A 12,557-nucleotide genomic window follows, 5' to 3' on the forward strand; every position below is an offset into this window, starting at 1 on the left:
TCAATCGAGGTTCGCCTCGAAGCCCGGCTTTGCTGGCCCCGTCATCTGAAACCACACCGTCACGCACTTTTTGTTAGATTGAGGGTTCGCGCTCACGCGCCGGCCCCGCATCGTTTCTGTTCCGTCTGACTTCGTCCTTCCCGGCAGCTTCGCCCCGGCACCACCGGAAGCTGCCGACCACGCCATCCTTCGACAGGAGCCTGACATGGCACGCAACATTGAAATCAAAGCCCGCGCCCAGCATTTCGAACAACTGCGTGAACGCGCCGCGAAGCTTGCGCCGGATGCGCCGCTGATCTTCCGTCAGCAGGACTTTTTCTACGACGTGCCGCGTGGCCGCCTGAAGCTGCGCCAGTTCGACGACGGCACGCCAGCCGAACTGATCTTCTACCAGCGCGACGACCGCGACGGTCCGAAGGCGTCGTATTACACGCGTAGCCCGGTGACCAACCCTGAGGCGATGCACGCGCTGCTCGCCACGGCGCTGACCACGCGTGGCATCGTCACGAAGGAACGTCACGTTTATCTGACGGGACGTACGCGGATCCATCTGGATCGCGTTGACGGGCTCGGCGACTTCGTCGAACTCGAAGTGCTGCTGGCTCAGGACGACGACGAAGAAGGCGGTCACGCCGAAGCACACGCGATGTTCCAGACCCTCGGCGTACCGGAATCGGACCTTGTGGCGGTGGCCTATGTGGATTTGTTGAGCCCGGACACCGAGCCGAAGCAGGCTGCGTAAAACTTAAGCATCAAGGGTCGCGGTGAGGTCAATCCAGGAACCGCGCCCCTTCGTAACCTCCCTCAACACCAGAAACCCCGGACAGCCCCGCATCAAGCGGCGGCCGCCCCCGGCGACAGATGGCCGAGCGGCAACGGCCCATTACGCTTGAAGGTGGTCAACACGATATTGGAGCGCACGCTGTCGACGCCCGGCACACGCATCAATTTCTTCATCACGAACGTCGACAGATAGTTCAGATCGGGCGCGACAATGCGCAGCAGATAGTCGGCGTCGCCGACCACCGCGTGGCATTCCAGTACTTCCGGCAGCACCTCGATCTGTTGCTGGAATTGCTCGATGATCGAGTCGCCGTGATGCTTCAACTTCAGACTCGTAAACGCCGTCACGCCGAGCCCGAGTTTTTCCGGGCGCAGCACGACGCGGTAGCCGTCCACCACACCCACCTGCTCCAGGCGCTGCAAGCGCCGCCCAATCTGCGACGGTGACAGCGGCACCTGCTCAGCCAATTGCTGATGCGTGGCCCGGCCGAAGCGCTGAAGCACGTCCAGCAGCGCGAGATCGAAGTGATCGAGTTCTAACATGATTGATATCCGCATTGAATCGGCAATTGATGCATGATTATTGCATATTGACACGCCATAACGCCAACATTGCGCCCATTCCGCACGCCTGCCGCTCTACACTTGCATCACCGTTTCAACCCGCAGACACCGTAGAGCGCGCAGCATCATGTCCACCGCCAACACCGCCAAACTCAAAGAGCAATTCGACGCCGGCCTCGAAACCCGCGCCGACTTCACCATCGACCAGCCGACCGAGCGCTACGGCGCGGTCGACCACGCTGTATGGCAGCAGCTTTATGCACGCCAGACAGCGTTGCTCAAGGGCCGTGTGTGCGACGAGTTTCTGGCAGGTGTCGACTGTATCGGCATGCCGCACGACCGTGTGCCCTCATTCGACGAAATCAACGCCAGGCTGACGCCCGCGACGGGCTGGCAAATCGTCGCCGTGCCCGGACTCGTGCCCGACCAGGTGTTCTTCGAGCATCTGGCGAACCGCCGCTTTCCCGTGACATGGTGGATGCGCCGCCCCGACCAACTCGATTATCTGCAGGAACCGGACTGTTTTCACGATCTGTTCGGCCACGTACCGCTGCTGATCAATCCGGTGTTCGCGGACTACATGCACGCGTACGGCCGCGCGGCGCTTGCCGCCAATGATGCCGGCGCCCTGCCGCTGCTCGCCCGGCTCTACTGGTACACCGTCGAGTTCGGCCTGATCCGCGACGCGGCGAGTCCGAACGGCGTGAAGATCTACGGTGCCGGCATCGTCTCGAGCAAAGGCGAGACGCTCTACAGCCAGCAAAGCGCGGCGCCGAACCGGCTCGGCTTCGACCTCGAACGCGTGATGCGCACGCGCTATCGCATCGACACGTTCCAGAAAACCTACTTCGTGATCGACGACTTCGCGCAGTTGTTCGGCGTCACGCAGACCGACTTCGCCCCGCTGCTGGCCAAGCTGGCCGCAGAGCCGGCGTTCGCGGCAGGCGACGTGCTCGAAGACGATAGCGTGATCACGCGCGGCTCGCAGGAAGGCTGGCAAGCCGACGGCGATATCTGACAACGCAGCCTGAGCAGGCCGACAGCAGACTGATGCCATCCGTGAAAAAATAGCGGATACGCACGCCTGCCGGCGCGCCTGTTCAGATCAACGAGGTAGCACCATGATTAGCAAACTGACTTCCGAAGAACGCGCCACGCAAGTGGCTGAACTGCACGGCTGGCAAGCCGTGGCGGGCCGCGACGCGATCCAGCGCCACTTCAAGTTCGCCGACTTCAACGAAGCATTCGGCTTCATGACGCGCGTGGCGATCAAGGCGCAGGAAATGGATCACCATCCGGAATGGTTCAACGTGTACAACAAGGTGGAAATCACCTTGTCGACGCACGAAGCCAATGGCTTGACCGAGCGAGACATTAAATTGGCACGATTTATCGACAGTATTACTGCGTAATACAAGCGATCAGATGCCTCGATGCACCCCGCATCGCGCGATTTGACGGTAATGAAAGGGCATTGCAGGCAATCCGGCGCCCAAACCTTCAGTTCTACAGGCTATTATTAAGGCGCACGTAAGAATCCCACGCTTGCCTCGCAAACCCGTCTAAACGATCCGGTGATAGCGTGTGCTGACGCTGTACAATCATCAGCGCATACGGCTTGGAGAGCGCGCTTGCCTCCTTGCACAGAACGAGTTCGTCGCCGCTCGAAGGTGAGCGGGCGCGCCAGAAGTTGATCGCGGCTTCCAGTTCGTGGATCGTTATCTCGGACATGACTTCGTGGTCGCTCAGTGGCTGCTTGATGGCTACTTCATGGCTGCTCGATAGCTGTTTCGTGGCTGCCTGGTGCCAGTTTGGCACGGCCACGCGGCACGCTGCCTGTGCAGCAGGCGCCCCGGCGAACCGCTTGCCCAAACGCCTAAAACCATTGTACTTGAGCGAAATCCATGCGACTCCTTCTGATCGAAGATGACCGCCCCATCGCACGCGGCATCCAAAGTAGTCTCGAACAAGCCGGCTTCACCGTCGACATGGTCCATGACGGCATTTTCGCCGAACAGGCCCTCACCCAAAACCGCCACGAACTGGTGATTCTCGATCTGGGCCTGCCCGGTATCGACGGCATGACGCTGCTCGCGCGCTTTCGTCAGAGCAATCGTCACACGCCGGTGATCATCCTCACCGCGCGCGACGAGTTGAACGACCGCGTGCAAGGCCTGAATTCCGGCGCGGACGACTACATGCTGAAGCCGTTCGAACCCACCGAACTCGAAGCGCGCATCCGCGCCGTGATGCGCCGCAGCGGCCCGCATGGCGACATGCCGCGTCCGGAAGTGTCGTTGGGCGGTGTGCGTCTGTCGGGCGTCGATCGCCGCATTTTCAACGATGACAAGCCGCTCGAACTGTCGCCGCGCGAATTCGCGGTGCTCGAAATGCTGCTGCTGCGCCACGGCCGCGTGGTCAGCAAGGCGCAGTTGCAAGACCATCTGACGCACTTCGGCGGCGATCTCGGCGATACCGCGATCGAAGTCTATGTGCACCGGGTGCGCAAAAAGCTCGAAAACTGCCGTGTCGAAATCGTCACGGTGCGTGGCTTCGGTTACCTGTTGCAGGAAATCCGTCAGGCCGCATAATCGTTGCAAGGGCCGCAATCTGAATTGCGGCCTGACAGCGCCGGGCCGGCGCCGCGCACTCGGTGCGCAATTCGCCGGCGTCCGGCGAATTTTCACGGTGCTACGGTGCTCTACGCCGTTGCTCCTTTCCCGCGCGTTCGATCATGCCCCAGCCGGCCGCCAATAGTCTGCGCCGCACGCTGCTGCGGCGCCTCGCTGCTCCCCTTTCGCTGCTCGCCCTGATGAGCGGCCTGATCGCTTACTGGCTGGCGTGGCAGTACACGCAGCATGTGGTCGACCGCTCGCTCGCCGATCTCGCCACCGCGATCTCCAAACAGATCCAGATTGCCGGCCCCGACGCCAAGGTGACGGTGCCGCCGCTCGCGCAGGCCATGTTCTCCGATCCGGTCGAACAACTCGTCTATCGGATCAGCAACGGCGAAACCGAAATCGCCGGCGACCACAACCTGCCGCTGCAAGGCACCAGCGTGCGGCGCATGCATTACGCGTACGTTTTCGAAACGCAGCACCAAGGCGTGACGGTGCGCGTGGCCCAGGTGCGCGTCGATCAGCCCACCGGCAATCCAATCGTCGTCGAAGTGGGTCAGCCGGTACATCACCGGTTTCAGATCGCCGCCGAGTTTCTGGTCGCCATCATGATGCCACTGCTGTTGCTGCTGCTGGCGGGCTGGGTCATCGTGTGGCGGGTCGTCAATCAGCAGCTCAATCCACTCACCGATCTCGCTGATTCGCTCAACCGGCAGACCCACACGTCGCTCGAACCGGTGGACGAGACCTATGTTCCGGTTGAGATCCGGCCGCTCACCGGCGCGTTGAACGCGCTGCTCGATCGTCTGAAAACTGCCCTCGACGGCCAGCGCAAATTCATCGCCGACGCCGCGCATCAGCTGCGCACGCCGCTCACCGCCGTCAAGCTGCACGCGGAACAGGCCGCGGTCGCGCGCGATCCGCAACAAACGCTCGCCGCGGTCCGTGAACTACGCGCGGCGGCCGACCGCGCCGTGCGGCTGTCGAACCAGTTGCTTTCGCTGGCGCGCGCGGAGCCGGGTGAACAGGCGGCACGTTTTGTCACCGTGGATATGGCCGCGCTCGCTTTCGATACAGGTGCGGAATGGGTGCCTCGTGCGTTGACTTTCCACGTCGACCTCGGCTTCCAGCGCCTCGACGATCCGGGCAACGATCAACCGCTGATGGCGCGCGGCAATCCCGTGCTGCTGCACGAAGTGATCGCCAATCTGCTGGATAACGCGCTCAAGTACGTGCCGCCTTCGCGTTTCGATGGCGGCCGCATCACCGTAACGGTGTCGCAAACCGTGATCGACAATCTGCGCATGGCCGAGATCGTCGTCGAAGATAACGGGCCGGGCGTGCCGCTCACACAGCAAGCCGATCTGTTCAAACGATTCTTCCGCGGCGACGGTCAGAGCGACGCCGGTGTGGACAGCGGCGCCGGCCTCGGTCTCGCGATCGTTCACGACATCATGGTGCTGCATCACGGCAGCGTGCATTACGAAGATGCGCCGGACGGCGGTGCGCGCTTTATTGTGCGCATTCCGCTGATACCGATCAGCGTGCAGCACGAAGTCGAACCCGAGGTGCGGCGTCCGGCAAAAAAATCGGCGCACTCGGCGCCGATCGATATCTGACTTTGTAGTCGGTTGATGTACTGCCACGGGCTGCCTTGAGTTCACTTACGTTCAACTCAGGCAGCCCGCGTTTCATTTCTTCTTCGCTTTTTTCGCGGACGTCTTCACCTTCTTCACCGTCTTGTCGGATTTCTCTTTCTCCGCCGGCGCCAGCATCGTGCCGCGGCACTTGCGCGCGCCGCAACGGCATTCATATTCCTTCTTGAGCTTCTTGGTCTGGCGCGCGTCGATGACGAGGCCGTAGTCGTAAAAGACTTCCTCGCCCTCGGCTATGTCGCGCAGCGCGTGCACGTACACGTGACCGTCGATCTCTTCGGCTTCGCAGTTCGGCGCGCACGAATGGTTGATCCAGCGCGCGCTGTTGCCGTCCACTTTGCCGTCGATCACCTTGCCACTGTCGAGCGCGAAGTAGAACGTGTGATTCGGTTCGTCCGGATTGTGCGGATGACGGCGCAACGCTTCTTTCCAGGAGATCCGCTCACCCTTGTATTCGATCAGCCGTTCGCCGGCCGCAATCGGCTCGGTGGCAAACACGCCTTTGCCGTGCACACCCGAACGGCGCACGGCGATCCTGCGTGAACTCATTGAATGAATCCTTGTGAAGAACTAGGGGTGAAGATCCGGCAGCCGTCAGAAATGCCCGCGTCTAACGCGCTGCTTTTTCCGACGCGGATAGCAAACGCGGCGCCTTGCGAGCGCCGCGTCGACCTGCGACGCTCATGCGCCACATCCGGCATCCTACACGCTCAAGACGGCTTCGTTCAACCGTCAATAAGACGTGCGCGCACAAGGCACGTTGGCTGGTTCACCGTTGTCCGAACGAAATATCGCCGAACAGCGCTTTTTGCTCGCGCGGTTGCGAACGCCAGTACTGCGGCGGCGCTTCGACCGTCGCGCCGAGCTGCGCCGCGGCATGCCACGGCCAACGCGGGTTGTAGAGCAACGCGCGAGCCATTGCGATCAGATCCGCATCGCCTTCTTCAATGAGTTGTTCGGCATGCAACGGATCGGTAATCAGGCCCACGCCGATAGTAGTCAGGCCCGTTGCGTGTTTAACGGCCCTCGCGAAAGGAATCTGATAGCCCGGCTCAAGCGGGATCTTCTGCAAAGGCGAAACACCGCCGGACGACACGTCGATCCAGTCGCAGCCGCGCTTTTTCAATTCCTGCGCGAACGCGATCGTGTCCTCGAGCGTCCAGCCGCCTTCGACCCAGTCGGTCGCCGAGACGCGCACGCCAACCGGTTTGTCCGCGGGAAACGCGGCGCGCACGATGTCGAAAATTTCGAGCGGAAAGCGCATCCGGTTTTCGAGCGAACCGCCGTAATCGTCGCTGCGTTGATTGGCGAGCGGCGACAGGAACTGGTGCAGCAGATAGCCATGTGCCGCGTGCACTTCGAGAGCATCGATGCCGAGGCGCGCGGCGCGACGCGCGGAGGCCGCGAAGGCTTCGCGGATCCGGTTCAGTGCGGGCGTGTCGAGGGAGAGCGGTGGCTCTTCACCCGCCTTGTGCGGCAATGCCGACGGTGCATGCGGCAGCCAGCCGCCTTGCGACACCGGAATCAGTTGGCCGCCTTCCCAGGGCACATGGCTCGACGCCTTGCGCCCTGCGTGCGACAACTGCATGGTGACGCGAATCGGCGAATGCTTGCGGATCGCGGCCAGGACCGGCTTCAGCGCGGCTTCGGTAGCGTCGTCCCACAGTCCGAGATCGCCGGGCGTGATGCGGCCATCCGGTTCGACGGAGGTCGCCTCGATGCACAACATGCCGGCGCCCGATAACGCGAGACTGCCGAGATGGATCATGTGCCATGCCGTCGCCTCGCCACGTTCGGCGGAATACTGGCACATCGGGGAGACGACGATACGATTGGGAAGCGTCACGCTACGCAGCGTGAGCGGGGAAAAAAGCGCGCTCATGGATTACGCCCAGTAGAAACCCGAGAGCGATCGAGCATAGCACCGCGGATGATTGTCTGCAGGCGCGCGCCGATCAGGGTTTCGGCTCGACCTGATCGAGCCACTCACCGAACATCCGGCGTGCGGCGACTTCCAGCGGCGGACCGAACTGTGCGGTCTCGGCCCGCAACTGCCGCGCATCGATGCCGTGGCCGGCAATTTCACCGGCATTGCCGATCAACCAGGGTTCGAACCGGTCAGCGCGAATCTCCGGATGACATTGCAGACCCAGCACATGGCCGCCCCACGCGAACGCCTGATTTTCGCAGGCGGGCGTCGAGGCGAGACGTGTGGCGCTGTCGGGCAGATCGAAGGTGTCGCCGTGCCAGTGCAGCATCGACGTGTGGGCGCCGTCCAGATGACGCACCGGCGACGCACGGCCCGCATCGGTGAGCGTAAGCGGTGTCCAGCCGAGTTCGGTATGGCCCGCGGGGTAGACGCGTGCACCGAGCGCACGCGCGATCAATTGCGCGCCGAGGCAGATGCCAAGCGTCGGCAAACCGGCGGCGATGCGCTTTTCGATCATGGACAGCAGCGGGATAAGCGTGGGGTAAAGCGCGTCGTCAGTTGCACTGATCGGGCCGCCGAGCACGACCATGAGCGATGCGGCAAACGGGTCCGGCGCTTCGATACGGGCGACGCCAACGTCGAGATAGCGCACCGGGCGCCCGCGCTCGCCGAGCTCCAGCTCAAGACTGCCCAGATCCTCGAAGTGCACGTGGCGAATGGCCAGAACTTCCCGATTCATCAGCCTGTCCCACCTTAAGGTTGCCTAAAGACTTGCCGCTACACGGCGCGAACCAGCCGGCGGACGGTATTCACCGCCCGCGGGCACACGGCTTCGCAGTGTAGCGGATTGTCCCAGGAGAAGCCGCCTTATTGGGCGAAGATCTTCCAGGTCTTCTTTTGGGTAGCGACGTCGGCCACTTCGTACACCGAGCAATCGAGACGCAGATCCGTGTCCGACATCTTCATGTCGAGCAGCGCGCAGTGGTGCGGCGTCTTCTTCGGATTCTTGCTCGGCTCGAAGTGCGAGCAGCTCAGGCACATGCGGTGCGGCGGAATCGTGCCTTGCGCTTCCAGCTGATGGATGGTCTTGAGCAGCGTGCGATAGAAGAGCGTCTGCTCTTCGTCGCGCAGCGTGCCGACCGCTTTGGCCAGGAAGTCCGGCCATTGCGCAGCGCGCTTCGCGGCGGTGCGGCCACGCGCCGTCAGACGGACCGCGAGGGCGCGGCCGTCGTCGAGGGCACGGCGCTTTTCGACCAGGCCTTTGGTCTCGAGCGTGCTCACGGCATCGCTGGTAGTCGCGGCGGTCAGGGCCGTTTCGCGGGCAATTTCACCAAGACGCATCGGGCCCTTGCGTTGCATCAGCAAGACCAGGATTTCGCCCTGGGTCGGCGTAAGGCCTGCGCCTTCCGCCCATTCCCAAGCCTGGCTCCGCATGGCCGTGCTCAATCGCAATAGGCTGTGGGTCACTCGCCCGGTTGCCTGTTCTCCGTATACGCCTTCGCTCATAATCTTCGTTTGGTTTATTAGCTTGCGAGCGATGTCGGCAAACCGCTGCCGAACACGCCCGTAGCCTGTGTGGGGTAGCCTCGCCGTAAAGCAGACGAGACGGTTTCTACTATCTCAAAAATTTACCGCCTTGCAAGCCAAAGGCAGATGAAACGACATTCTATGCGAGACCGGCCAATCGTACAGCTAAGTTATCCAACGCAAGCTGTGGATAACCATGGGAAAACACAGGGGATGGCGTGTGTGCCGATTCTTGATAAGTAACTTGCCCCCTCTTTCCTTACTAAAGTTGTCCTCGTTTACCGCCCTCGATGCGCCCCGGATCAGCCTGGTTATGGTTTACGTAGCACTTTGACTTTTCAGGGAATTATTCAGTTGTCCACAGGCAGATGCAATGCTTGTTAACTACTACTACGTTTGTATACGTAAACTTTAGAAAAACCTGAAGGCCCCCGAGCTGGAAATTTATTTACGAAAAAAAACCCGCACGAGGCGGGTCTTCCTTACGGTTTAACGTAAGCAATCCTCTATCTAGCTAGGCTCGCCACTGCAGACACTGCTGTCGGACAGCTTCATGCAAGGACTTTTCCTGATCGAAGACGCCCCGCAGCCACGTCGCATCGTTGACCTGGCCGCGCGCAATCGCACCGATTTCGGCGAGCGCGTTGCCTGAACCCAATGCTTCGGCGTGCGGTGCAATCAGATCCAGCGTTTCGAGGATATCTTCGGAAATCGTCTTGCGTTCGCTTGTTTGCGGGTTGATGCAGTTGCCGGCCAGACCGAAGCGGCATGCTTCGAAGCGGTTGAACGTGTAGACGAGATAATCGTCTTCCTTCGGCACGATCGGCTTGTCGAGCAGCAGATGGCGGGCAAGCGTCTGGATGTAGCAGGCAATCGCCGCGGCGCGATCCACTGAGAACGGCGTATCCATCACGCGTACTTCGATCGTGCCGAAACCGGGCTTCGGCCGGATGTCCCAGTAAAAATCCTTCATGCTGTTGACCACGCCGGTGTGGACCATCTTCGAGAAATATTCCTCGAAACTGTCCCACGTCAACACGAACGGCGCGCGGCCCGAGAGCGGGAACGCGAACACGGAATTCAGTCGTGCCGAATGAAAACCGGTGTCGACACCTTGCACGAACGGTGACGAAGCGGACAACGCGATGAAATGCGGGATGAAGCGCGACATCGAATGCAGCAGATACAGCGCGCTGTTCGGATCCGGACAGCCGATGTGCACATGCTGGCCGAACACCGTGAACTGCTTGGCAAGATAACCGTACAACTCGGAAAGATACTGAAAGCGTGGCGTATCGACGATTTGCCTTTCACTCCATTGCTGGAATGCGTGCGTGCCGCCGCCGCACAAGCCGACGTTCAGACGGTCGGCCGCCGACACCAGCGTGTCACGGATCGTGCGCAAATCGGTGACAGCCTGTTCATGCGTCGTGCAGATACCGGTCGACAGCTCGATCATGCTTTCGGTGATTTCCGGCGTGATGTTGCCGGGAATCTTTTCGTCCTTGATGAGGCGCATCAGATCCGAGCCGGCTTTGGTCAGATCATAGTCATGCGTATTGACGATCTGCATCTCGAGTTCGACACCGAAAGTGAACGGTTTCGAATCGATGAAGGGTTCGAGTGACATAGCGTCCCCTGAGTCAGGTCGGCCGATGTGTGTCACATGTCTGTGTCACACATCCGGCCGTTTTTGAATCGAATAAGTTGGATAAAGCGCGCAAATCAGGCGCATGAAGCATTGGACAGCGCATCGGACAGCGGCGTGCCCTTGCCGTGCGCTTACTCTTCGCGCCGTTCAGCCACCAGCGCCAGGCTGCGATACACGAGCCACGGCCCGAGAATCTGCAGCACGAAAATCGAACACATCACGATCGCGCGCAGTTGCGGATCGAAATTCGGATAGAGGTTGTAGGTATCGTCGACGAGCAGATACGCGAGCGCCGACATGGGCGATAACGACAAACCGAGCGCCATGCCCTGCTTCCAGTTCAAGCCGCTTGGCTTGGCGAAAGCCATCACGCCCACCAGTTTCGCAACCAGACGCGCAACAATCAGACCCAGCGCCGCGACACCGCCAAGCGCGATGTCTTTCCATTCGAACGACGTCAGCGTCAGCACAAACAGAATCACCGTCAATAACCAGCCGGCCGTGCCGAAATGTTCCGGCCACAACTGCGGGCGAGCTTCAAGATTCTTCACGATGATGCCCGCGGCCAGCAACGCGAGAATGGTGGAAAGCTTGAACACATGCGCCACCGCAATGGCGAGCAGCACGAGGCCGAACAGCGCGACGAACGAATGCTCGTCCTGCATGTTCAGACGACGATAAAAAAACGTGCAGGTGCGCGCCAGCAGATAGGCCAGCACGAGTGAGCCGACCAGCAGATACAGCGGCTGCAGAATCGTGGCGTAGACGTTGCCGTAAATCTCCTGATGCAACCAGCTCGAGACAAGCTTTTCGACCACCACCGCATACATGCTGTTCAATGCGGTAAGGGTCAACAGACGTTGGGTCACCTGACCTTCCGCGCGTAGCTCCGTTTTGAGCTGGATCACCATAGCCGGTGAAGTCGCCATGGCAATTGCGGCAAGCACCGTCGCTACGATCAGCGGCACTTTCAGGAATAACAAAACCGGTAAAACCAGCGCGAACGTCAGCGTGGCTTCCGCGATGCTCGACAGAATCAGCCAGGGATTGCGGCGAATCCAGCGCAGATCGAGCCGGCTACCCAGTTCGAATAACAACAAACCGAGCGCTACGTCGAGCAATGGCCGCGCGGCGCTCGCGGAATCGGCGTCGATCACGCCGAAACCGGCTGCGCCGGCTACCAGACCAATGACCGCATATCCGGAAATGCGCGGCAAACGCCATGCGCGATAGCACAGTTCACCGCACAGACCCGCGGCGAGCAATGCAAGACCAGCCCAAAAAATGGCGTCGGGTGTGAGTGGCCAGGCTGGGAAAAATGAAAACGCCGACTTCATCGTGATGGGTTCTCCTTGGCAGCAACGGCAGACAACACGAACCGGCGCAAACACCGGCGAGCGGATGAACGCATGAGGCGCTCACTGTCGCGATCGCTTCGCGTGACCCGCGTTGCGAGTTTTCAACGATCGGATGATCTGAATGTGCCGCTGCCGCAAGGGGCGCAGCGCATTCTGGGGGCGGCCGTAGCTACCGGCCCGGCACGGTGAAAGAACGCCGTCGACTTTGAATCAGATTCTGATTGCGCGGCACCGTTCCATTGCAGCGTGTGCGGCCAGCGGCGAGGCACGACGCGGAAAAGAACGGCGATTGTGCCATAGCTTTTTCAGACTTGACCGAAAAGACAGGAACATGCAGGCAAAACGGTAAAAACGTACGTTATCTTCGCGAGATGAGGAAAAAGCGACCGTTTTAAAACCGGGTCGGGCTCCCATAGCGTACAGATCTGACGTTGCAGATGTGTTTCCTGGGACACGGCCGGAGGCGTTTTC

13 protein-coding genes are annotated in these 12,557 nt (G+C 60.8%); 5 read left to right on the top strand and 8 right to left on the bottom strand.

Annotation, left to right across the window (positions count from 1 at the left end; translation table 11 throughout):
• Positions 1-205: 205 nt before the first annotated feature.
• A complete protein-coding gene (locus tag KHO30_RS29885) occupies positions 206-742 on the top strand; it encodes a class IV adenylate cyclase (RefSeq protein WP_097390774.1) in 537 nt (178 codons plus the stop codon).
• 92 nt (positions 743-834) lie between these two features.
• Here the strand turns inward: KHO30_RS29885 and KHO30_RS29890 are convergent, their stop codons facing one another.
• The gene (locus KHO30_RS29890) at positions 835-1,326 is read right to left on the bottom strand and encodes an Lrp/AsnC family transcriptional regulator (RefSeq protein WP_054042727.1); all 492 of its coding nucleotides are present in this window, start codon (positions 1,324-1,326) and stop codon (positions 835-837) included.
• A gap of 148 nt (positions 1,327-1,474) precedes the next feature.
• Here KHO30_RS29890 and phhA point away from each other — a divergent pair, with 148 nt between their 5' ends.
• Together phhA and KHO30_RS29900 are read left to right on the top strand one after the other, a co-directional pair.
• On the top strand, positions 1,475-2,365 hold the full coding sequence (phhA, locus tag KHO30_RS29895; RefSeq protein WP_244864162.1) for a phenylalanine 4-monooxygenase: 891 nt from the start codon (positions 1,475-1,477) through the stop codon (positions 2,363-2,365).
• A 49-nt stretch (positions 2,366-2,414) separates the two neighbouring features.
• Positions 2,415-2,759 (top strand): 4a-hydroxytetrahydrobiopterin dehydratase, encoded by a 345-nt coding sequence (locus KHO30_RS29900; protein WP_266211416.1) that lies wholly within the window; start codon positions 2,415-2,417, stop codon positions 2,757-2,759.
• 94 nt (positions 2,760-2,853) lie between these two features.
• On the opposite strand, the gene KHO30_RS29905 is transcribed toward KHO30_RS29900, so the two are convergent.
• Entirely contained in the window at positions 2,854-3,078 is a 225-nt protein-coding gene (locus tag KHO30_RS29905) for a DUF3717 domain-containing protein (protein ID WP_211703219.1), read from the bottom strand.
• Between the two features lie 173 nt (positions 3,079-3,251).
• Here KHO30_RS29905 and KHO30_RS29910 point away from each other — a divergent pair, with 173 nt between their 5' ends.
• On the top strand, positions 3,252-3,938 hold the full coding sequence (locus KHO30_RS29910; RefSeq protein WP_028197606.1) for a response regulator transcription factor: 687 nt from the start codon (positions 3,252-3,254) through the stop codon (positions 3,936-3,938).
• A 143-nt stretch (positions 3,939-4,081) separates the two neighbouring features.
• The gene (locus KHO30_RS29915; RefSeq protein WP_211703110.1) at positions 4,082-5,584 is read left to right on the top strand and encodes a sensor histidine kinase; all 1,503 of its coding nucleotides are present in this window, start codon (positions 4,082-4,084) and stop codon (positions 5,582-5,584) included.
• 72 nt (positions 5,585-5,656) lie between these two features.
• Here the strand turns inward: KHO30_RS29915 and KHO30_RS29920 are convergent, their stop codons facing one another.
• The 6 genes from KHO30_RS29920 to KHO30_RS29945 form a co-directional block, all read right to left on the bottom strand.
• Positions 5,657-6,169 carry an SET domain-containing protein gene (locus KHO30_RS29920; protein ID WP_093634507.1) on the bottom strand — a complete coding sequence of 171 codons (513 nt, stop codon included), beginning with the start codon at positions 6,167-6,169 and terminating at the stop codon, positions 5,657-5,659.
• Positions 6,170-6,389: 220 nt separating this feature from the next.
• Positions 6,390-7,502 carry an NADH:flavin oxidoreductase/NADH oxidase gene (locus KHO30_RS29925; protein WP_211703111.1) on the bottom strand — a complete coding sequence of 371 codons (1,113 nt, stop codon included), beginning with the start codon at positions 7,500-7,502 and terminating at the stop codon, positions 6,390-6,392.
• Positions 7,503-7,575: 73 nt separating this feature from the next.
• Positions 7,576-8,289, bottom strand: coding sequence for a glutamine amidotransferase (locus KHO30_RS29930; RefSeq protein WP_211703112.1), 714 nt, complete (start codon positions 8,287-8,289; stop codon positions 7,576-7,578).
• Between the two features lie 128 nt (positions 8,290-8,417).
• Positions 8,418-9,056: a MarR family winged helix-turn-helix transcriptional regulator gene (locus KHO30_RS29935; RefSeq protein WP_054042738.1), complete on the bottom strand. Its 639-nt coding sequence runs from the start codon at positions 9,054-9,056 to the stop codon at positions 8,418-8,420.
• Between the two features lie 535 nt (positions 9,057-9,591).
• Entirely contained in the window at positions 9,592-10,707 is a 1,116-nt protein-coding gene (locus KHO30_RS29940; protein ID WP_200651938.1) for a YbdK family carboxylate-amine ligase, read from the bottom strand.
• 152 nt (positions 10,708-10,859) lie between these two features.
• A complete protein-coding gene (locus KHO30_RS29945; protein ID WP_211703113.1) occupies positions 10,860-12,065 on the bottom strand; it encodes a cation:proton antiporter in 1,206 nt (401 codons plus the stop codon).
• Between the last annotated feature and the right edge of the window lie 492 nt (positions 12,066-12,557).

The sequence above is a fragment of the Paraburkholderia aspalathi genome, from assembly GCF_905220735.1.
GTDB classification, from domain to species: Bacteria; Pseudomonadota; Gammaproteobacteria; order Burkholderiales; family Burkholderiaceae; genus Paraburkholderia; species Paraburkholderia aspalathi.